This is a genomic window from Flavobacterium sp. YO64, from assembly GCF_004119505.1.
In the GTDB taxonomy this organism is placed as follows: domain Bacteria; phylum Bacteroidota; class Bacteroidia; order Flavobacteriales; family Flavobacteriaceae; genus Flavobacterium; species Flavobacterium oncorhynchi.
The window spans coordinates 84,155-105,692 of the sequence record NZ_NRQV01000014.1 but is presented as its reverse complement, the minus strand read 5'-3'; the positions used below and the strand labels follow the sequence as shown (position 1 = coordinate 105,692).

At 32.0% G+C, this 21,538-nt stretch carries 23 protein-coding genes; 12 read left to right on the top strand and 11 right to left on the bottom strand.

The genetic code is table 11. The features are described from left to right. Nucleotides 1-3: 3 nt before the first annotated feature. From BOW57_RS12075 to BOW57_RS12065, 3 genes are all read right to left on the bottom strand, one after another. Complete coding sequence (locus tag BOW57_RS12075) at nt 4-1,221, bottom strand: RsmB/NOP family class I SAM-dependent RNA methyltransferase (RefSeq protein WP_129054561.1); 1,218 nt, start codon at nt 1,219-1,221, stop codon at nt 4-6. 136 nt (nt 1,222-1,357) lie between these two features. Then, entirely contained in the window at nt 1,358-3,337 is a 1,980-nt protein-coding gene (locus tag BOW57_RS12070; RefSeq protein ID WP_089053164.1) for a KUP/HAK/KT family potassium transporter, read from the bottom strand. Between the two features lie 135 nt (nt 3,338-3,472). Further along, nucleotides 3,473-4,837, bottom strand: a complete 1,365-nt coding sequence (locus tag BOW57_RS12065) for a hypothetical protein (protein WP_129054559.1) — start codon at nt 4,835-4,837, stop codon at nt 3,473-3,475. Nucleotides 4,838-5,074: 237 nt separating this feature from the next. Between BOW57_RS12065 and BOW57_RS12060 the strand changes: the two genes are divergently transcribed. After that, nucleotides 5,075-6,136 carry an oxidoreductase gene (locus tag BOW57_RS12060; RefSeq protein ID WP_129054557.1) on the top strand — a complete coding sequence of 354 codons (1,062 nt, stop codon included), beginning with the start codon at nt 5,075-5,077 and terminating at the stop codon, nt 6,134-6,136. Nucleotides 6,137-6,210: 74 nt separating this feature from the next. Here the strand turns inward: BOW57_RS12060 and BOW57_RS12055 are convergent, their stop codons facing one another. The 4 genes from BOW57_RS12055 to BOW57_RS12040 all read right to left on the bottom strand — a co-directional run bounded on the left by BOW57_RS12055 (nt 6,211) and on the right by BOW57_RS12040 (nt 8,954). Continuing rightward, on the bottom strand, nt 6,211-6,669 hold the full coding sequence (locus BOW57_RS12055; RefSeq protein ID WP_089053167.1) for a sensor of ECF-type sigma factor: 459 nt from the start codon (nt 6,667-6,669) through the stop codon (nt 6,211-6,213). An 18-nt stretch (nt 6,670-6,687) separates the two neighbouring features. Next, nucleotides 6,688-7,101, bottom strand: a complete 414-nt coding sequence (locus BOW57_RS12050; RefSeq protein ID WP_129054555.1) for a hypothetical protein — start codon at nt 7,099-7,101, stop codon at nt 6,688-6,690. A gap of 33 nt (nt 7,102-7,134) precedes the next feature. Then, nucleotides 7,135-7,677, bottom strand: a complete 543-nt coding sequence (locus tag BOW57_RS12045) for an RNA polymerase sigma factor (RefSeq protein ID WP_089053169.1) — start codon at nt 7,675-7,677, stop codon at nt 7,135-7,137. 74 nt (nt 7,678-7,751) lie between these two features. Further along, nucleotides 7,752-8,954 carry an SRPBCC family protein gene (locus BOW57_RS12040; protein ID WP_129054553.1) on the bottom strand — a complete coding sequence of 401 codons (1,203 nt, stop codon included), beginning with the start codon at nt 8,952-8,954 and terminating at the stop codon, nt 7,752-7,754. Nucleotides 8,955-9,383: 429 nt separating this feature from the next. Between BOW57_RS12040 and BOW57_RS12030 the strand changes: the two genes are divergently transcribed. Next, nucleotides 9,384-9,764: a nucleoside triphosphate pyrophosphohydrolase family protein gene (locus BOW57_RS12030; RefSeq protein ID WP_089053172.1), complete on the top strand. Its 381-nt coding sequence runs from the start codon at nt 9,384-9,386 to the stop codon at nt 9,762-9,764. Between the two features lie 236 nt (nt 9,765-10,000). Here BOW57_RS12030 and BOW57_RS12025 read toward each other — a convergent pair whose 3' ends face one another. Beyond that, on the bottom strand, nt 10,001-11,071 hold the full coding sequence (locus tag BOW57_RS12025) for a branched-chain amino acid aminotransferase (protein ID WP_089053173.1): 1,071 nt from the start codon (nt 11,069-11,071) through the stop codon (nt 10,001-10,003). A gap of 310 nt (nt 11,072-11,381) precedes the next feature. Here BOW57_RS12025 and mnmD point away from each other — a divergent pair, with 310 nt between their 5' ends. Both mnmD and BOW57_RS12015 read left to right on the top strand, forming a co-directional pair. Continuing rightward, nucleotides 11,382-12,047: a tRNA (5-methylaminomethyl-2-thiouridine)(34)-methyltransferase MnmD gene (mnmD, locus tag BOW57_RS12020; protein WP_129054551.1), complete on the top strand. Its 666-nt coding sequence runs from the start codon at nt 11,382-11,384 to the stop codon at nt 12,045-12,047. Nucleotides 12,048-12,213: 166 nt separating this feature from the next. Further along, nucleotides 12,214-12,411: a hypothetical protein gene (locus BOW57_RS12015; RefSeq protein ID WP_089053175.1), complete on the top strand. Its 198-nt coding sequence runs from the start codon at nt 12,214-12,216 to the stop codon at nt 12,409-12,411. 35 nt (nt 12,412-12,446) lie between these two features. Here BOW57_RS12015 and BOW57_RS12010 read toward each other — a convergent pair whose 3' ends face one another. Then, nucleotides 12,447-13,388 carry a LysR substrate-binding domain-containing protein gene (locus tag BOW57_RS12010; protein WP_129054549.1) on the bottom strand — a complete coding sequence of 314 codons (942 nt, stop codon included), beginning with the start codon at nt 13,386-13,388 and terminating at the stop codon, nt 12,447-12,449. Nucleotides 13,389-13,497: 109 nt separating this feature from the next. Between BOW57_RS12010 and BOW57_RS12005 the strand changes: the two genes are divergently transcribed. From BOW57_RS12005 to can, 4 genes are all read left to right on the top strand, one after another. Continuing rightward, complete coding sequence (locus BOW57_RS12005; protein WP_089053277.1) at nt 13,498-13,977, top strand: Dps family protein; 480 nt, start codon at nt 13,498-13,500, stop codon at nt 13,975-13,977. A 133-nt stretch (nt 13,978-14,110) separates the two neighbouring features. Further along, a complete protein-coding gene (locus tag BOW57_RS12000) occupies nt 14,111-14,395 on the top strand; it encodes a hypothetical protein (RefSeq protein WP_089053177.1) in 285 nt (94 codons plus the stop codon). An 82-nt stretch (nt 14,396-14,477) separates the two neighbouring features. Continuing rightward, nucleotides 14,478-16,115, top strand: coding sequence for a SulP family inorganic anion transporter (locus BOW57_RS11995; protein ID WP_129054547.1), 1,638 nt, complete (start codon nt 14,478-14,480; stop codon nt 16,113-16,115). Nucleotides 16,116-16,238: 123 nt separating this feature from the next. Next, nucleotides 16,239-16,874: a carbonate dehydratase gene (can, locus tag BOW57_RS11990; RefSeq protein ID WP_089053179.1), complete on the top strand. Its 636-nt coding sequence runs from the start codon at nt 16,239-16,241 to the stop codon at nt 16,872-16,874. 51 nt (nt 16,875-16,925) lie between these two features. Here can and BOW57_RS11985 read toward each other — a convergent pair whose 3' ends face one another. Both BOW57_RS11985 and BOW57_RS11980 read right to left on the bottom strand, forming a co-directional pair. Continuing rightward, nucleotides 16,926-18,128 carry an LETM1-related biofilm-associated protein gene (locus tag BOW57_RS11985; RefSeq protein WP_129054545.1) on the bottom strand — a complete coding sequence of 401 codons (1,203 nt, stop codon included), beginning with the start codon at nt 18,126-18,128 and terminating at the stop codon, nt 16,926-16,928. A gap of 108 nt (nt 18,129-18,236) precedes the next feature. Further along, on the bottom strand, nt 18,237-18,764 hold the full coding sequence (locus BOW57_RS11980) for a superoxide dismutase family protein (protein WP_129054543.1): 528 nt from the start codon (nt 18,762-18,764) through the stop codon (nt 18,237-18,239). 213 nt (nt 18,765-18,977) lie between these two features. Here BOW57_RS11980 and BOW57_RS11975 point away from each other — a divergent pair, with 213 nt between their 5' ends. The 4 genes from BOW57_RS11975 to BOW57_RS11960 all read left to right on the top strand — a co-directional run bounded on the left by BOW57_RS11975 (nt 18,978) and on the right by BOW57_RS11960 (nt 21,525). Then, complete coding sequence (locus BOW57_RS11975) at nt 18,978-19,415, top strand: META domain-containing protein (RefSeq protein WP_129054541.1); 438 nt, start codon at nt 18,978-18,980, stop codon at nt 19,413-19,415. A 60-nt stretch (nt 19,416-19,475) separates the two neighbouring features. Next, complete coding sequence (locus BOW57_RS11970) at nt 19,476-19,994, top strand: DUF4251 domain-containing protein (RefSeq protein WP_129054539.1); 519 nt, start codon at nt 19,476-19,478, stop codon at nt 19,992-19,994. Between the two features lie 61 nt (nt 19,995-20,055). Continuing rightward, nucleotides 20,056-20,952 (top strand): transporter, encoded by an 897-nt coding sequence (locus tag BOW57_RS11965; protein ID WP_241687438.1) that lies wholly within the window; start codon nt 20,056-20,058, stop codon nt 20,950-20,952. Between the two features lie 87 nt (nt 20,953-21,039). Beyond that, nucleotides 21,040-21,525, top strand: a complete 486-nt coding sequence (locus BOW57_RS11960) for a hypothetical protein (RefSeq protein ID WP_089053186.1) — start codon at nt 21,040-21,042, stop codon at nt 21,523-21,525. The last annotated feature ends 13 nt before the right edge of the window (nt 21,526-21,538 follow it).

Here is a 21,538-nt window from a genome sequence, read left to right as displayed (position 1 = left end):
AATTTATTTAGCTTTTCTTTCCAAAAGTGCCATGTAAAATCCGTCAAAACCAGATTCTGAAGCCAATAATTTACGATCTTCTACAAAAGTAAATTGCTGTCCGATTTCAGTTTTTAAGAACTTTTGTACTTGTTCTTGATTTTCAGATGGTAAAACAGAACAAGTTGCATAAACTAATTTTCCGCCTGGTTTTACAATTTTAGAATAGCTTTCTAAAACCTCACTCTGAACTTTACGAATATTATCGATAAACTCAGGTTGTAACTTCCACTTAGAATCAGGGTTTCTTTTTAAAACTCCTAATCCACTGCAAGGCGCGTCAATTAATACACGATCTGCTTTTTCATGCAGTTTTTTGATCACTTTTGTAGTGTCAATTATGCGGTATTCAATATTAAAAGCACCATTTCTTTTTGCTCTTAATTTTAATTGCTTTAGTTTGCTTTCATACAAGTCCATTGCAATTAGTTGTCCTTTGTTTTCCATTAGAGATGCAATGTGTAATGTTTTTCCACCTGCTCCAGCGCAAGTATCTACTACGCGCATTCCAGGTTTTACATCTAGAAAACCAGCAACTAATTGTGAGTTGGCATCCTGAACTTCAAAAAGCCCTTGTTTAAAAGCATCTGTCAAGAACACGTTTGCTCTTTCTTTTAAAACTAAAGCTTCCGGCTGATCTTTTAAATATTCTGTTTCAATATTTAAATCCATCAAAGTGTTTCTCAAGTTTTCTTTAGTACCTTTTAATGTATTGGTTCTCAGGATAACTTTAGCTGGCTGGTTTTGAGCTGTAATTTCTTTCGACCAAACTTTTTCGCCAAGTTCTTTTACACCCAATTCATCCATCCAGTCTGGAATAGATTCTTTTAAAGCTCTCACTTTCGAAAGTTCGTCAAAACGTCCTTTGATTTTTCTTTCAGGAGTTCCTTCTAATTGTCTCCAATCTGGGATTGGGTATCCTCTTAAAACAGCCCAAACAGCAAACATTCTCCATAGATTGTCTCTGTCATAAGGTTCTTTAACTTCTGCAATTTCTGCGTATAATCTTTTCCAACGAACAATTTCGTATATCGTTTCAGCAACAAACTTCCTGTCAGAACTTCCCCAACGTTTGTCTTTTTTTAATGCTCTGGCTACCACTTTGTCTGCGTATTCTCCTTCATTGAAAATTGCATTCAAAGAATCGATGGTAGTATAAACTAAATTTCTGTGTAATCTCATTTCTAATATTTGAGTTGCAAAGGTACTATTAATTGATTGAAAGTTAAATTTTTAATACTGAATCTTATTTCTGATTCTCATTAAAAGAAAAAACACTCTTAATTAGAGTGTTTTTTTGAAATATTTTGGACGCTTTTTATTCTTTAGGAACAATACGTGTTAATCCAATGTTTTCTGGAGCATGAAGCACCATTGGGAATTTCTCTACTTTAACAGAACTGCTGTCTAAACCAAAAGCTCTTTCTTCAGACAAACTCAGTTTCTTGATAAAGAAATACGAGTTCATGATGATGTTTTCGTGCCATCTTAAATCGTTGTCATTTGATAAAAACTTCTCAGACAATACAAATTTAAAGTCTCCAATAATATTGTTTTTGTTCAATGATTCGTAACGGCTTGTAATATCAACTTCACCGCGTTTCACCATATCTCGAATTACTTCTCTAAACATTAAATTGATTTTTGTAGGTTCTCTAAATCCTAAATTAAAATCGATTCTGTAAATATCGTCTTTAGCAATTTCTGTAACTTTATATTGTGTTTTATAAGGTTCAGTAAGAATGTTTACGTGAACAAACCAATAAATATCGGCTCTTTTTGGACGTTTTTGTAAGATCGAATAAATTACTTTTTCCTCTAATTCGTCAACACGATTTGCATTAGTCATGTATACTAAGTGCGTAGCATATTTAGGAATAGAAAGGTCTTCGCTCAACTCCATTAATACCTTTTTGTAATCGTCAATTTTGACAACTTTTGTATAATTCTTGTTGATTTTTTTAGCAAGATACCAAATCGTCATTATAGAAATAAGTATACTCGCAATGATTAAAGTTACATAACCTCCTTCGGCAAATTTTGTAATATTTGCAATAAGGAAACTGAATTCGATTAATAAATAAATCGTAATAAGAGGCACCATGAAATACAGTTTTACACGTTTCATGATTAAGTAATAATTCAGCAAAATGGTCGTCATGATCATACATAAAATAATCGCAAGACCATAGGCATGTTCCATGTTTCCTGACTTTTCAAAGTGCAGTACAATACCAACACAACCAAAAAACAATAACCAGTTTATTGACGGAATATACAATTGCCCTTTAACTTCAGTAGGATATTTGATTTTTACTTTTGGCCAAAAATTCAAACGCATTGCTTCATTAATCAAAGTAAATGATCCGCTGATAAGTGCTTGAGAGGCAATAACCGCTGCCAAAGTGGCTACAACGATACCAAATGGTAAAAACCAATGCGGCATAATAAGGTAAAACGGATTTCCGTTTTCACCGCCTAATTGTTGTAAAGTACTTCCTTCATGATGAATAAGATATGCAGCCTGACCAAAGTAATTTAATACTAAAGTCGTTTTTACAAACATCCAGCTTATTCTAATATTTTTTCGGCCGCAATGTCCCATGTCTGAATACAAAGCTTCAGCTCCTGTAGTACATAAAAATACAAAACCAAGGACAAAGAAACCATCAGGATGAACTGATAATAAGTGATATGCGTAATATGGATTTATAGCTTTTATAACTTCAGGGAAGTGCATAATCTGAATAAATCCTAATGTTCCTAACATCGCAAACCAAATCAGCATCATTGGAGCGAAAAACTTCCCAACTAGTTTAGTTCCAAATTGTTGTATGGTAAACAGAACAAATAAAATTGCAATTACAATATAAACAATGGTTTGAGTCTCCATTGTTGGGTAGAATGCTCTAATTCCTTCAACTGCTGATGAAATTGAGATTGGCGGTGTAATAATACCATCTGCAAGCAGTGCGCTTCCTCCAATAATCGCGGGCACAATGAGCCACTGTATTTTGGTTTTTTTGACTAAAGCGTATAAGGCAAAAATCCCGCCTTCGCCGTGATTGTCGGCACTTAAAGTTATAAGCACATATTTTATAGTGGTTTGTAGAGTCAAAGTCCAAAACACACATGAAATACCGCCTAATACAATGTCGGCATTAATGGTATGGTCGCCAAGAATGGCTTTCATTACATACAATGGAGATGTACCAATATCTCCATAAATAATCCCTAATGTTATCAATAAACCCCCTATAGACAACTTACTATGTAAGTTTTTATGCGATGCGCTCATGTATATTTTTATAAAAGACGGTTGCAAATTTACTGTTTTAAAACAAATTAGCAGCTATTATAAGTAAAAAGATAAAAAAAAGCACAATCCCCAAATTGTGCTTTTAGTTTTAAATAAAAAATAGAAATATTTAAGTTATCCTCTTCGTCCGCCTTCTCTTGAACCAGAACCACTTTCTCTCTGCGGCTGGCTGCTTCTTGATTCCTGATTTCCTCTTGATGATTCAGAACGCTGTGCGCTTTGAGGTCTTGAATAAGTGGAGTTATCAGAACTACCTCTGTTTTGAGAATAGCTTCTTGGTGACTCTGTTCTTTGTACCGGTGCAGCCGATTGATTGACAGTTCTATTTGTTGAACTTCTATCAGAAGAATAACCTCTTGATGATTCTGCTCTTTGTACAGGAGCACTTCTTTCAGTGCTCATTCTATTATTTGAACTAGTTCTGTTTTCAGAATAACTTCTTGATGGCTGATTTGCTTGTTCAGAAGTTCTATTTGTTCTAGTTTCATAAGAAGTTCTAGGTGAAGAAACATTCGAATTGTTTCTACTGCTCTCTGTTCTTACCGGATTTGATACAATTGTTGAATTTTCTCTGCTAGAATTTGTTGGACGATTTGTGTTGTTATAATTTCTGTTAGATGTTGATCGGTTATCATTATAGCTTCTATTGTTTCCAAAATCACTGTTAGAAGACACTCTGTTTGTGTTTGATCGGTTTGAATTATAAGTGTTTTGAGATCTGTTTGATTCTCTGCTTGCAATTCGTCTTTGATCCAAATCGTATCTGTTTCCAGTATTAGCATGTCTTTGTTCAAAACTATAATTAGGTCTGATTTTTTCGTAACCATAAGTACGTCTTGACTCATAAAGTACTGGAGCTCTATAGCTTCTTCTATGATTTACGTAGTTGTAGCTATTATTCACATTGATGCAAACGTTGATGTTGTTTCTATATCTGTAAACAGGATACGGACTCCAAGCAGCATAATAAGTTGGATAATAATTCCAATACCATGATGAATAATAAGGTCTATAATTGGTAACCCAGAATGAAGAATAAATTACTGGAACGACATTGTAAACGGGCTCATAAATATAATTTGTACCGTATAAATAAGAGTTTCCTACAATTTGAACGCTTACTTTGTTGTAATTGTCTCTTTCTACATCAATAGTAGCTACGTCTTGATAAACGTCGCGATCTAATACAGCTTGAATAATTACAACGTGCGTTCTGTTTTCAACAGATTCAATCACACGTAAATAATCAACCTGATCATCGCCGTTTAAATCAAGATTTGAAATCTGATATTTAGGATCATTTAAACGTCTTTCAAAGTCTTGAAGATTTGCTGATTCTCCAAACATCGAAGCAACCGCTCTAAGATCTAAGTTATCACTAATGTCTGAGTTTTTTGCGTAAACAGTAGTTTGGCTTTGTGCTGAACAAGAACCTAAAACTAATGCTGCGAGCGCTATAAAAAGTAGTTTAGTTTTCATGATAAAATCTATTAAATATTAATATTGGGAGATATCCAATTACTGTGCCACAAATTTATTTATTGCTTGATGTGTTTTTAGGTGCTTGTTTTACAGTTGTTTATGGTTTGTTTGGTTGGAAAAGTATTTTTGTTTGATAGATATTAGAGGAACAAAAAGTTGTTTTATAAAAAAGCGAAAACTTATTTGAAATGTTATAATAAATTGTATTTTAGCAACAGCCAAATCTTATTTTATATGAAAAAACTAGTTTTATTTTGCAGTATTTTTATTTTATTGATGTCATTTCGAACATTTAAAGATAAAACCAAAGTTAATTTCAGCAGCGGTTTTACATCAATGACAATAGATACTTTGTTTAAAGATAAAATTAGTATAAGAGCAATTTTAATCGATAAAAATAAAGTTTGGTATGGAGCTGATAATTCTCGTTTTGGCTATTATGATTTAGATAAAAAAGAGAAGTTTGAAGAACATATTTATCGTGATACACTTAAGTTAGAATTTAGAAGCATTGCACAAACTTCAAAAAATGTGTTTCTATTAAGTGTTGCAAACCCAGCATTGCTCTATTCTGTTGATAAAAAAGACAAAAAAGTAAAACTGGTTTATAAAGAGATTAATCCAAAAGTTTTTTACGATAGTATGCAGTTTTGGAATGATAAAGAAGGTATTGCTATTGGAGATCCAACAGAAGATACTTTTTCTATAATTGTTACTCGTGATGGCGGAGAAACTTGGACTAAAATATTATCGGATAAATTGCCAACAAATGCAGTGGGAGAAGCCGCTTTTGCTGCAAGTAATACTAATATTGTTATTAAAGGAAATGATACTTGGCTTGTTTCAGGCGGAAAAAAAGCACGTGTTTTTTATTCAGCAGATAAGGCAAAAACATGGAAAGTTGTTGAGACTCCAATTGTGCAGGGAAAAGCGATGACAGGTATTTTTACTGCAGATTTTTATGATTCTAAACACGGTTTTATTGCAGGAGGTGATTATGAGATTCCGAGTAAAAAAGTAGATAACAAAGCCTTTACAAAAGATGGCGGAAAAACTTGGGAATTGATAGGGCAGAATATGGGATTTGGTTATGCATCATGTGTGCAATACGTTCCAGGAGGAAATGGAAAAGAGATTATTTGTGTAGGCTCTGAGGGAATTCAGTATTCTCAAAATGGAGGTGAAAACTGGACACAATTATCTACAGATACAAAGTTTTTTACTGTTCGCTTTATCAATAGAAATACAGCAATAGCGGCAGGACATAATAAAGTAGTTCGACTTAATTTTAAGTAAAAAAACAAGAACCCTAAATAATAAAGTAAGTATTATTATATAGGGTTCTTATCGCTGTTGTATTTTTAAGAAGCTTAATTTTTTCCTGCCTTGTCTCGATACTGTTTTAATAATTTTCGGTTAAAATCATCTTCCGATTTTTTGAGCTTTAATATTTTCTTTGCCGAAAGTATTTTTTTAAGATTTGCTGTGTATTTCTCGCGCAAAAGATACAGTTCTTTATCTGTAGATTCGATTTGAGATAATAATGCAGCTGCTTCTTTTTCTGAAAGAGAACTTAGATTGTCATCATCTAGTTTACGCAGGTAAGTTTTCATTTTGTTATGACGAAGTTCATATTGTTTGTCGTCATAAGTATTATAAATTGGCCAAAATTTTTCAGCTTCAGTTGAAGTAAGTTCTAATTCAGTTGTTAAAAAAGAAACCTTATATGCTTTGATCTTTTCACGTTTATCATCTGCTTTGTCATTTTGAGCGTAAAATGAAAAGCTTACTAAAAACAGAAGGAATGTTAGTATATTTTTAGTTTTCATATTTTAATTTTTTTGTTTTTATTCAGAAATTAAATTTTCAATATTTGGATTAGAAGATAAGATGTCTTCTAGAGTTTCTTGTTCCAGTGCAACATTTTTATTCAGCTTTTCAATGTCTTTAGTATCTAATTCTCGAATTAAATCGTATTGATTTAAATTTGATTGGTAAGACAAATAGGTTTCTAAAGTTGCTTCATCAAGTTCTTTTGATGTTGCATTATAATTGTTGATAATAGGAATCATTAATGCAATACCTACTACAGCGGCAGCAATAAGGGTGATTGTTTTTTTGCGTTTGTATATCGGAATTACTTTAACTTCTTCTTCGTTTATCTGCTGTAAAACTTTTGCCGAGATTGTATCAAAATAATTTTCAGGAGTTTTAAATCCTGATGATATTTTCGGTTCGTTTTCTAGTTTAAATGCTTTCATAATAACAATAAGATAAGTTTTGCTGTAAAAGGTTTAATTTGATGTAACATATATTTCTATTTTTTTTACAGCATGATGATAAGATGCTTTTAGTGCGCCAACCGATGTTCCAAGAATTTCTGAAATTTCTTCGTACTTTAATTCTTCAAAATATTTCATTTTAAAAACTAATTGTTGCTTTTCAGGTAATGTAATTATTGCTCTTTGAAGTTTGATCTGAATTTCATCTCCATCAAAATAAACATCTGATTTTAAATTATCAATTGTTTTATTTTGCAGACTTTCAGAAGTGATACCATTTAGTTTTGCTTTCTGATTTAAAAAAGTCAAAGCTTCATTTGTTGCAATGCGATACATCCAGGAAAAAAGCCTGCTTTCTTCCTTGAAGTTTTTTAAGTATTGAAATACTTTAACGAAAGTGTTTTGTAAAACATCGTCAGCATCATCATGATTCAAAACAATATTTCGAATATGAGAATACAATGGTTTTTGATAATCAGATAGGAGCTTTTGAAACGCTGTATTTTGCGTTTTAGGATTTAATAATTGTTGTATAAATTCCTTCTCGTCTGTCAAACTTTTTGATTTATCAAACCTTTATATAGTGTTAGAATGAATTTTAAACAAAAGGTTTAATGACCTTCGAAAGTTTAAAATTCTGATTGCTCTTCTTCTTGAGTTTGTGCTGGTGGCGTGGCAGGTTTTGGAGTTGCCGGCTTTGGTGTTGCAGGTTTCGTTACGGCAGGTTTTGTTGTTTCCGGTCTTACAGTGTCAACACCTTCTTCCGGTTCAGGCGAATAAACTGGTGAGCTGACTGGCGCTGCTGGAACGATTTTAGGAATAATAGGGAAATAAATTTCTGTTAGTAATTTAGATGGACTTTTTATATCTAATTTACTGATCGATAAAACTTCAAGATGCGACCAGCTTAATTCTGGTTTTATCTTTTGATTGTTGATATATGCTGTTGTTTTTGAAATAGCTTCGTTAGTATGCGAATAATCACCTTTTAAAGTGGTTTTTACAGCATCAAAACCATTTAGTTTTCCTGATAAAATATCACTTCCAGAACTAATTGAGATTTCTTTGTTTATAGGAAGACATATCGAAATCTTTGCCAATCCTGATGCAGTGTCGTAAGTATGATAAATAATAAACGGTTTTCCAGTTGCAGTTAAACCATTGGTCTCGCTAAACTGAATAAGTTTCGGAATAACAATTCTGGCATTTTTATTTACTTTCTGAATTTCACTTGTAAAAGTCTGTTTAATATAAGGAGTTTCAGTTTTCTTTACAACTCCATTTACTTCTACAGCATAAGTTTTTGTTTCGTAATCTAAATTCTTGTCAATATTCGCGAGGCTTTTTTCGTAAATAGTTCCAATAACTTTGTCGGAACCGCCATTTAGCGCCGTGTATATTTTAAACAAAAAGCTCATAGTTCCTTTTGCTTTCCAAGTAACTTTTGTTTTACCTGCCAAAGTATCTTTAAAAGTCCAAGTTACATCAGCTTCTGTACCGTCATACTTCATCTTTTGTTCAATACTTTCACCTTCTTTTGTTTTTAAGGTAATTGCATTTCCATTGCCTTCATCACCTGACCAGTAAAATGATGCTCCATTTCCGCTGGTTTTGTTTGGAAAAGTCATTTTTATTGATGGATCTTCTGTAGACCAAGATTCAAAATCTTCATAGTTTCTAAAATCATTTACATAATTATAGACTGTAACTTTTGGCGAATTGATGACTTTGCTTCTTTCAACAGAAAAAATCCCTTTTTGGGTAGCAACAAAAACGGTTAGAGCGACTAAACTTAATAATAGTAAAAGAAATAAATATTTTAGAATCTTCATTGGTGCAGGTTTTGCGTAAAGTTATAAATTTTATTGCGAGTCCAAACTAATAACAAAAATAAAAGTTGGATTCCGCTTTCTCGAATTAAAGGACTTTATAAAATAACGATTGGGGAATAGTTAAATTGTGCTTTTCTTGAAAGTTTAAGTTTTGGGCTTATCTTTTTAGAAAGACTTTAATCACGAATAAAATCGCAATAAAAAGAAGAAATGCAATAAGGACTTTGTAATTTCCTTTGTAAAAAACTTTATGCAGTGCTAAATCTTTACGGTAAGCAAAAATCATTATGATCACAAAAGCGATAAAAAAACAGAGTCCGAAAATTAATTGTCCTTGACTAAACATACTTTAAAAATTATTTTTGACAAATTTAGAGAATTGTATACGATTTGTTGCTAATTTGCCATTTCATTTAATCAAATAAAAACATGAAGAAACAACTGGATGCAGTTACAGAATTTCATACTGCTTTTAAAATAGGTCACAGTCATACTCCAATTGCTGATTTAGGAGAAACTAAAAAACTACTTCGTTATAATTTAATGAAAGAAGAAAATGAAGAATATCTTGAAGCGGTTCAAAATAATGATTTAGTTGAAATTGCTGATGCACTTGGTGATATGATGTATATTTTGTGCGGCACAATTATCGAACATGGTTTGCAGGATAAAATTGAAGCTGTTTTTGATGAAATTCAGCGTAGTAATATGAGTAAACTTGGCGAAGACGGAAAACCAATTTATCGTGAAGACGGAAAAGTGATGAAAGGGCCTAATTATTTTAAACCTGATTTTTCTAAACTTTTATAAAAAATTAACCGCAAAGAGCGCTAAGTTTTTTTGCAACTCTTGTAAAAAAAAACGCAAAGTTCGCAAAGCTATATCAATTCCGGCTTTGCGAACTTTGTGTTTATTTATATTACTAATATTAAAAACCTTTGCGCTCTTTGTGGTAAAATTAGTTTTACATTTTAGTAATCGTATAAAATAGAAAACCCGACAAGTTTTAAAAATCTGTCGGGTTTTTATATTTAAATCTCTTTAGATTATTGAACCTTAACAGTCCATCCGTAAGTATCTTCAGAAAGTTTGTTTTGAAGACTTGTTAGTTTTTCTTTCAAGAATGAAGCGTATGAATTCTCTACTGGAGTCATTTCATAATATTCACCTTTATATGAGAATCCTTTAATTACACTGATTACTGCAGCAGTACCAGCTCCGAAAATTTCTTTTAAAGATCCGTTTTTGGCCGCTTCAACTAGTTCAGAAACAATTACTGGACGAACTTCAACATTTAAACCTTCTTTTTCAGCCATTGCAATTAAACTTTTTCTAGTAATACCATCTAAAATTCTTTCGCTTGTTGGCGCTGTCAATAGAGTATCGTTAATTCTGAAGAAAACGTTCATTGTTCCAGCTTCTTCTAATTTTGTATGCGTGGCATCGTCAGTCCAAATAACTTGTTGGAAACCATCTTTGTTTGCTAAGTTAGTTGGGTAAAACTGAGCAGCGTAGTTTCCAGCTGCTTTTGCAGCACCAATTCCACCATTTGCAGCTCTACTGTAATGTTCAGCAATAATTACTTTTACTTCGCCTCCATAGTAAGATTTTGCAGGAGAAAGTAAAATCATAAATTTATATTCGTCAGATGGATTTGCGATTACTCCAGGTCCTGTCGCAATCATAAAAGGACGAATGTACATACTTGCACCATTTCCTCTTTGAATCCATTCTTGGTCGATTTTTAATAATTCATTCAAACCTTCCATAAATACATCTTCTGGAACTTCCGGCATCGCCATACGAACAGCAGAATTGTTGAAACGCTTGTAATTTTCATCAGGTCTAAACAACCAAACATCATTATTCTCATCTTTGTAAGCTTTCATTCCTTCAAAAATAGCTTGTCCATAATGAAAGACTTTAGAAGATGGATCCATTAAAATAGGCGCATACGGCTTAATGACCGGAGTCTGCCATTGTCCGTCTTTATAATCACATTCTAATAAATGGTCTGTAAATACAGCACCAAAGCTTAAGTTTTCAAAGTCTACAGAGCTTATCTTAGACGATTCAGCTTTTCTGATTTCAATTTTGCTTGTTTGAGTTGTACTCATAATTATGTAAAGTTTTTATCTAATTTGTATTCTTTCAAATGAAAATCTAACGTAATGATCTGATGAAGAATAGGTTTTGTTGAATGCAAAATTACGGAAAAATATATAATTTGTTTAGTAAAACTGCATTAATTCCTGTATTTGACTGAGATTTGTTTATCTTATAATAAACCTAAAATTTTAGCGAAGTTTTATAAAGATTTTATGAAAAAAGTGTCGTTTTTTAAGGCTTTACGCATTTGTTTTGACTAAATTTGACTGATCAAAAAGTCTATAATTCAATGTAAAACCATTGAAAAATTCGAAAATAGTGAAAAGAGAAATAATTAAAACGCTAGATGGTTCAACAACAATTCATTTGGAAGAATGGAACGAAAGTTACCATTCCAAACATGGTGCTATTCAAGAAGCAAAACACGTATTTATAAAAAATGGGTTGTCATTATTTGAAAGTAATCCTGTTTCTATTCTTGAAATTGGTTTTGGAACTGGTTTAAATGCTTTTATTACTTTTTTAGAATCAGAACAAAAACAGCAGCATATTAATTATGTTGGAGTAGAAGCATATCCGATTGCTGCAAATGAAGTTTTGGCAATGAATTATGTTGAAGAATTAGAAGCAGAAAGTTTTTCGGAAGTATTTAAAAAAATGCATGAAAGTGAGTGGAATCAGGAAGTAAAAATCGACTCGAAATTTTCGTTAACTAAAAGAAAACAATTTTTTGATGAAATTGACGATTTAGAAATTTTTGATTTGATTTACTTTGATGCCTTTGGGTATCGAGTACAGCCGGAGCTTTGGAGTACAGCTATTTTTCAGAAAATGTACAATAGTTTAAAGCCAAATGGCGTTCTTGTTACATACGCTGCTCGCGGAGTTGTTAAAAGAAGCATGATTGAGGTTGGTTTTACTGTTGAAAAATTAACAGGTCCTCCTGGAAAAAGAGAAATGTTTAGAGCTTTTAAAAAGGTTTAAATGAGTTGTTTAGAACGATTCTATATTGATTTATGTGTAGTAAGAAAACGTATTCGCTGCTAAAGTTTTTAAAAAAATAAGTTAAAAATTGTCTTTATGAATGATATTTGCTTAAATTTGGCTCGAGTTTAAAATAATAGATAACCCCCGAAAATCTTATTTTATTATGTCAAAAATAATGTTTGATTATACGAAATCAATACTTGAAAGAGTAAGTTTCGATCCGATACTTTTCTGTAAAGAACTAGAAAAAGCTATCAAAACACTGTTGCCATACGAAATGGAACAATTGCAAGAATGGTTATTAAATTTTATAATTGAAAAACCAGAACTAAAACAAAGTCTACTACTAATTAAAGTATAAAAGAAAAGGAGCCGAAATTGGCTCCTTTTTTATTTTTATTTCTTTTGCAGCGGGCTGATGATTTGCACGTTTTGAAAAACAATGGCTCCTTTTACGACGCCGGCAATTGTTGATCTAAGTGCATCAATAATTTGCATTTTTAATTCGCTCTTCGGGTAAATTAAACTTACTTCGCGAGCAGGTTTTGGTTCCTTAAAATTTCGTAGTTTCAGTTTGTCGGATTCTTTTAAATCTAAAGTGTGCAAATACGGAAGTAGTGTTGTGCCCAACCCTTCATCGGCTAGTTTTATCAAAGTTTCAAAACTTCCACTTTGAATTTGAAAATTATTTTGTTCAGCATCAGCACTGTGTTTGCATAAATTCAAAATTCCATCTCTAAAACAATGCCCGTCTTGTAAAAGTAAAATTTCATTTATGTTTAAATCAGCAACTTCGATTTCTTCTTTTTGAAAACTGCTGTGATGTTCTGGAATATAGGCTACAAATGGTTCAAAGTATAAAACGATCTCTTTTATTTTTTCATCTTCAAGCGGAGTTGCTGCAATAGCTGCATCCAAATGACCGTTTTTTAATTTTACAATAATTTCATCCGTATTAAGCTCTTCAATTAAAAGTTTAACCTTTGGATATTTCTTAATGAAATTATTTAAAAACATAGGTAAAAGAGTCGGCATAATGGTTGGGATAATTCCTAGTCGAAATTCTCCGCCAATAAAACCTTTTTGCTGTTCAACAATATCTTTAATTCGGTCAGCTTCGTTTACAATATTTTTTGCTTGGTTTACAATCTTTTGCCCAATATCCGTAAGCTGAATGGGTTTTTTGCTTCGGTCGAATATTAAAATATTTAATTCTTCTTCAATTTTTTGGATCTGCATACTTAAAGTAGGCTGAGTAACAAAGCATTTTTCAGCAGCAAGCGTAAAATTTTTATGCTCTGCAACGGCTAATACATATTGTAATTGAGTTATCGTCATTTTAATAGAATTTTTTGATGCAAAAATAACTAAATATAATTTTTTTTTATGTTTTTTTTGAAGAAGTTAGCTTAAATTTGTAGTAAACTCATTATAAAAAATGAAAATTATGAAAACAAATATTTTAGGACTTCCAGTAAAAGAATCAGAGTTATTAGTAAAAGAATTAAATGTTCTATTGTCAAATTTTCAAGTTTATTATCAAAATCTAAGAGGAATTCATTGGAATATTAGAGGGAAACGTTTTTTTGATCTGCATGTTAAGTTCGAAGAATTGTATACAGATTCACAATTAAAAATTGATATGATCGCCGAACGAGTTTTGACAATTGGAGGAACGCCTTTACATACATTTGAGGATTATATTAAAAATAACAAATTAACTGTTGGAAAAAATATATCAAATGATGAGAAAGCGGTTCATTTAATTGTGAGCTCTTTATCGGATTTGCTAAAAATTGAGCGTGAAATCTTGAATAAATCTGCAGAAATTAACGATGAAGGTACGAATTCGATGATGAGTGATTTTATTGCAGAGCAGGAAAAAACGATCTGGATGATGAACGCTTGGCTTGACGAGGAGTTATAATAACTTGTTTGTTAATAAATTAAGAGGCGGAATGAGTAGGTTACCCATTCTGCCTTTTTTATGAATGTTAAATTTCTATGAAAATTTTGGTTTGATGCTTTGATTTTGTTTGTATAACGTTATTTTTGCTGGAATGAAATTAGTTGCTCGCATATTATTATTCATATTTATTGCTTTCTTATCTACCCCTACAATTATTACGGTGATGAAGAAAAGCACAGATACGTCTATATTTTTCAGTTTTTCTGAAGAAGAGCATTCTCATAAAGAACTTAAGGCTGCTGTATACCCAGCAATACTTCAACATGAAGTTGTTATGCCTGTTTATATTGAAAAAAAGACGATTGCGTCTGAAAATATTGTAAAACTAGACAATATTTCTCCGAGCATTTTTGCTCCACCTCCCAACTTGGCATAATACTTCCGATTTATTTTGAACTAACTGCATTTTTGATTAAGTGCGGTAAAACTTTGATGAATAATTTATTTAGTATTGTATTATGACAAAAAAAATTAATCTTTTTGCCAACCTTAAGTCTGACTTTGCTTCAGGTTTAGTGGTTTTCTTGGTCGCTCTTCCGTTGTGTTTAGGTATTGCAATGGCTTCTGGAGCGCCTTTATTTTCTGGAATTATTGCAGGTGTTATTGGTGGTATAGTAGTTGGTTATTTGAGCCAGTCGCATATCAGCGTTTCAGGACCAGCTGCCGGACTAACAGCTATTATTTTAACCGCGATTACTGATTTAGGTGCTTTTGATGTGTTTTTGATGTCTGTTTTTATTGCAGGACTAATTCAATTAGCATTAGGGTTTTTAAAAGCCGGAAGTATCTCCAATTATTTTCCAACAAATGTTATCGAAGGAATGTTGGCAGGTATTGGAATTATCATTATTTTAAAACAATTACCTCACGCATTTGGTTACGATGCAGATTTTGAAGGTGATCAGGCTTTCGTTCAAAATGACGGAAGTAATTCATTTTCATTTCTGTTTGATGTAGTTAATCACATTCACTTAGGAGCGGTGGTAATTTCGCTTGTTTCTCTTGCTATTTTAATTTCTTGGGATAAAGTTCCTTTTTTAAAGAAATTAAAGTTAGTTCCAGGTGCGCTTGTTGCTGTTGTTCTAGGAGTAGTTTTAAACGAATTTTTTGTTTCTTCAGGAAGCTCATTGGCGATTGCAAAAGAACATTTGGTTTCATTGCCAGTTCCAAAATCTTTTGACGAATTTAAATCTATTTTAATTACACCAAATTTTGCTGCGGTTACAAATCCTCAGGTTTGGGTAGTTGGTATTACAATTGCCATTGTAGCTTCTATTGAGACACTTTTGTGTATTGAAGCTGCAGACAGAATGGATGTTCAAAAACGTTATACGAATACAAATGTTGAGCTTAGAGCACAAGGTATTGGTAATATTGTGAGTTCACTTTTAGGAGGTTTACCAATGACTTCTGTGGTAGTGAGATCTTCTGCAAATAATAATGCAGGAGCAAAATCAAAAATGTCGGCTATTATTCACGGTGTATTATTATTGATAAGTGTTTTGTCGATTCCTACTATTTTGAATAAAATTCCATTGGCAACATTAGCTACCGTTTTAATTTTGGTAGGATATAAATTAGCTAAACCAGCTACATTTAAACATTTCTGGGAAAAAGGAAAATATCAGTTCATACCTTTTGTTGCAACCTTAGTATTTGTTGTAGCTACAGATTTACTTAAAGGTGTGGCGTTAGGAATTATTATCAGTGTTATTTTCGTATTAAGAGGAAACTTAAAAAGAGCATACAGCTTTAAGAAAGAAGAATACGAAGACGGAGATATTATTCATATCGATTTAGCACAAGAAGTTTCTTTCTTGAATAAAGCTGCAATTAAATTGACTTTGAGTGAGATCCCTGAAAACTCTAAAGTGGTTATTAGTGCAGAAGATACAGAGTATATTGCGCATGATGTTTTAGATTTAATTCGTGAGTTTAAAGAAACACGCGCTATTGACGAAAACATCGAAGTGAAGCTGAAAGGATTTAAAGAAGCTTACGAACTAGAAAACACGCCAGAAAATAATAATCACGTCTCTATAGAACATTATTACGATGTTGCTAAAAGAGAAATGGTACAAAAAGAAAAAGTTTAAACAAATTATATTAATTAAAGGTATTTCTTCATGGTGAGAAGTATTAGAAAATTAGATAACTTTACCGTAAGTTATTTTTAATATGTTTAAGCATGTTGAAGTACCAATCAAAAAATCAAAAAAATGAAAGAGTTTTATAAGCAGTTACTAGAGAACAATAAGCAATGGGTTGAGAAGTCATTAGCATTAGATCCTAATTTTTTTGCTGATTTAGCAAAAGGGCAGACTCCGCCTTTATTATGGATTGGGTGTTCTGACAGTCGTGTTCCTGCAAACGAAATTATTGGAGCAAAAGCTGGTGAAGTTTTTGTACACAGAAACATTGCAAACATGGTTGTTCACTCAGATATGAATATGTTGAGTGTTTTGGATTATGCAGTTAATGTTTTAAAAGTAAAACACGTTATTGTTTGCGGACATTACGGTTGTGGCGGCGTAAAAGCGGCTATGGGTCAGCAATCTGTTGGAATTATCGATAACTGGATTCGTCATATTAAAGATGAGTATCGTTTACACGATAAATATTTAAACTCAATTCAAGATGAAACAGAACGTTTTAATGCTTTTGTTGAAATCAATGCTAAAGAGCAGGTTTACAACTTGGCAAAAACTTCGATTGTACAAGGTGCATGGAAAAGCGGTCAAGATTTAATGCTTCACGGATGGGTTTACGGATTAAATTCTGGTTTTGTTACCGATTTAAATGTAAATATTAGTTCAAATGAAGAGCTTGATGAAGTTTATCAGCTTGATCTTTAATAGTTAAATAAAAATTGTTATGAAAAAATCGCCTCAAAAGGGCGATTTTTTTTATTCGTTTTCGTCTAGATTTTCATTAAAAGCAGACGGTAATAATGTTGGGATAAACTTGATTAGAATGGGCAGTAATAAACTTCCGCCGGGAAGTAAAAAGATAGTAAGCGACGGAATGGTTTTGCAAATATCTAAAAGCTGTTTTTTTACTTTCTTCTTTTCCTTGGCATCCAAATCTCTCGTAGTAGAATAAGCCAATAAAACCATTAATTCCTTACTTTGGATAATTTCCTTAACCAATCTGTTTTTGTTTCTTACAATCAATTTTACAACACTATGTGTCATTTGATCATAAAAATGTTTGACAGGATTGGAATAGTTAAAGTATGGAATTTTCTTTTTATGAGTGGTAATAAAGGCATTTGTTGTCGCAATACTATTTGAAACAAAATCATCAGAAACGCCCATCATTGATCCTAATGAATACAAAAAGTAGGCTTCTTCATTTTCTACAACACCATCACTCCATAAAGCCATTCCAGCCATATCGATTAGGTAATATTGCTCTAATTTATTGCTGAAATAGTCCAGTTGTAAAGTCTCTAAAGTTTCAACAGTAACTTTCGAGAATTTAGAATAACGAATAGATGCTTCAAAAAGTTTAATTAATAAATCATCATGCTGAGATTTGATGGTTTTGGTTTTTAATGCCAGTCCAACAATTCCAAGAACAGTTTCTTCAATTCGTTTTAAATATTTTTCAGGTATTTCGCCATGCACTAAATATTGTCTAAATGCCAAAACATCAATAAACAAAAGGGCATTGGTAACTAAATGCGAAAAGTTTTTGCTGATAATACTATCGTTTGTTTGTACTCTTTGATCTATTATATTTTCTAAAGATAAAGAAGGGGTATCTTTTGGTAGTAAAATTTTAAACAAATTGAAACCTTCAGGATTCATTTGTTTGTAGAATTTTAAAACTTCGGTAATAAAATGAAGAGGTTCAAAATCTCTTTTTTCTAAACAAAAAACATTGTAAAGTGTATTTAGTAAAGCGACTTTAGAAATTTCGGTTTTAAACCAGCCTTTTATCGGAATTGGAATTCGAGAATCAATAGCAATAATATGTCCATAAATAAAACCAGTTTCTCTAACTTTATAATAAAACGAATCTGTAGTCTCAAAAGGGATTGCTTCTGAAAACTTTTGTTCGCTAAAATACTTGTCTATCCAGCCTGGTGCAGATGGGTTAATCATTGACTTCAATTTATAGCTGCAAAGCTATATCTTTTTCTTGTTTTAGTGTGAATATAAAATAAAATAACCACTAGATTTTTGTGAAAAAATAGTGGTTATAGGTTTTATTTATTTGATAATTCCTGCGCAAGCAACTCTTCCGCCGGCATTTCCAGTTGGTTGAGTAGTAAAGTCATCAGTACCTTGATGAACAATTAAACCTTTTCCTAGAATATTTTTTGTTTCATCTTCGCAGCCAATGCACCATTCATCAGTTGTCATTGTAATAGTTCCATTTCCTTTTTCATCAGCAGTGAAATTTCCAATATCACCTTTGTGATACTCTCCAACGCCCCATTTTCCATGCTTTTTAAAGGTTGGATTCCAGTGTCCTCCTGCAGAACTTCCATCAGCCGAAGTACAATCTGCTTTTTCGTGAATGTGTATAGCGTGAACACCCGGTGTTAATCCAGATATTTTTGCTGTAAAAGTCACCTTACCGTTTTTCTCTGTAAAAGTTGCCGTTCCTGCTACCTTGCTGTTGCTTTTAGGTTCTAAAGCTACAGTCAGAGTTTTGGTATCACTTGATTTTGTATTTGTTTTACAGCCAATGACTAAAGCTGTAATTATAGCGAAAGACGCGATTATTTTTTTCATATTTATGGGCATTTAAATTAAATATTAAGTAAATTTAACATAAAATAACGACAAAGCGAGGTTGTAAAAGTTAAATAAAAGTCAAACTATTCCTTGTAATTTATAGAAAGTATCAATACGAAACGAATTATAATATGTAAATTAGTAGTGATTTTGAGCCTTGTTTTTCTTTAAAAATAGGCTCAATTTGTTTAAATTTAATACTTTAATTTTATGATGAAAAGAATTTCGATCTTAGCCTTTCTTAGTATAATGCTGCTTTCTTGTAGTGTTTCTAAAGACAAAAAAGGTGATGCAACGGCTAAACTTGATGGAAGTTGGGAACTTAATTTTATTACGGGCCCAAGAATTGCCTTTGAAGGATTATATCCAAATAAGAAACCAACAATAAATTTTAATATAAAAGACAGTCAGGTTTCGGGTAATAATAGTTGTAATTCCTATACAGGAAAACTTGTTTTAGATGGTAATAAAACAGATTTCACACAACCTATGGCAGTTACTAAAATGATGTGCCTTAACGGACAGGGAGAAAGTGTGTATATGAATACACTTCAAAAAATAACGTCATATGATATTACAGATGATGGAAAAACACTTCTATTTATTTCTGGTGATATTGTCATGATGAGATTCACGAAAAAACAGTAAGGTTACTTACTGTTTTTTTTGATTACGATTTATTGTTAAACAATATAAATGCTATTTAAAATGAAAACTAAATTATCTATTTTATTAGTATTGCTGGTCTTTGTAAATTTTTCTGTCTCAGCACAGCAAAAATCTAAGAAAGAACTAAAGGCCGAGAGAGAACTGCAAAAACAGAAAGAAATTGAGGCTTTGATCGAGGCTAAAGATTTTGTTTTTGAAGCGCAAAAAGCTACTCCTACAGGAGGCAGGATTATTGATTTAGATTATAAAACTTATTTTTTAAATTTTAATACTGTAAAAACAACTTGTGATTTACCTTTTTTTGGACGTGGATTTAATGTTGGATATGGAACTGACGGCGGAATTAAATTTGAAGGAGTGCCTTATAATTTAAAGATTGAAAAGAATAAAAAAAACTATATTGTGAAAGCGACAGTTAAAGGGAAAAATGATGTTTTTGATTTGGTATTTACCATCTTTTTTAATGGAAACAGTTCTCTTTCTGTTAACAGTAACAATAGATCTTCTATTTTTTATGATGGTATAGTAAGCGCGCCTAAGAAGGCTGTGGATAAGTAGTAAAGAGTTGTTATTAATGATGCCCTGAATTATTTTTATGCTAAAAAAATCGTCTTGTTTTTTGTCTGCAAAGTGTTTGTTTACATTATTATTTTTCTTTGGGGTATTAAATTCCTATAGTCAAGATTTAGAACCAAGAGTTTACGCTAATGTTGCTAAAGATTTGAATGTTGCTGCAATTGGTTATGTTTTTATGAATGGTAATGTACTCACAGATCCTTCGCTGCCAATTACAGATTTTACGCTTCACAGCCACAATTTAGCAGTAAATTATATTCGAACTTTTGCAGTTTCTGATAAATTGGCTCGTGTGCAAGTTGTATTGCCTTATACATTCATGGATGGCTCGCAAACACGTACAAATGGTGATGTTTTAACTGGATCACGAACTGGATTTGCAGATATGAAAGTTCGGTTAGGAATTAATTTACTCGGTTCGCCGGCACTCGATAAGACAGAATTTAGAAATTTTGAGCAAAAAACGATTTTAGGGGTAAGTTTAGTAACCTCAATACCAACGGGCAGGTATTATAATGACAAACAAGTTAATATAGGAACAAACCGCTGGGGATTTAAACCTGAAATTGGAGTTTCAAAACGTTTTGCACATGTATATGCTGAAGCCTATGGCGGTATTTGGTTTTATACTAATAATAATGATTTTCTTGGAAAAAAATTAGAGCAAAAGCCAACTTACAGTTTACAGGCACATGCCAGTTATTATTTTCAGAATAAAATGTGGGTAGGATTTAATACAAACTGGTTTTTTGGCGGAAAAACAATTACAGATGGTGTTTCTGATGACAGCCAAATTGATAATTGGCGGGTAGGAGCAACATTTTCAACTCCTATAGCAAAAGGGCAGTCTATAAAATTTCAGTATCATGTTGGAGCATATACTAATAACGGACTTAATTATTATGCTTTATCAGCGGCTTATCAATATTCATTTTTTTAGACAGAAAAAAAATGTACGATTAATGTGTTAAAAATCAGTATATTTGAGTATGCATAATCCACTAAGAACAAATTTAAAATCAAAATTATGAAAAAATTAAGTCTTATTTTTATTTTGGCTGCGGCCACGTTTTCTTCTTATGCTCAATCTTCTTTTAAAGAAGATTTAGATGTTGTACAAAGTGTTTATGGAAAATCGAAAAGTGATCTTGTAAAAGAATACATGAATTTATCTGATACTCAATCTGCAGCATTTACAAAAGTTTATGACAGCTATGAAGCGCAGCGTAAAGCTCTTGGTCAAACAAAATTTCAATTGCTTAATGATTATGCGGCTAATTACGCAACATTAACAGATGAAAAAGCAGATCAATTGGCAAAAGCGGCTTTGAAAAATGAAATTGATTACGAAAAGTTATTTTCAAAAACGTATGGTCAGGCAAAAAAAGCTGTGGGATCTATAAATGCAGCAAAATTTATACAGTTAGAAGTTTATCTTCAAACAACAATTCGTAACGAAATACAAAATTCAATTCCGTTTATTGGAGAATTAGACAAAGCAAAATTGAATTAAGAGATTTATATTC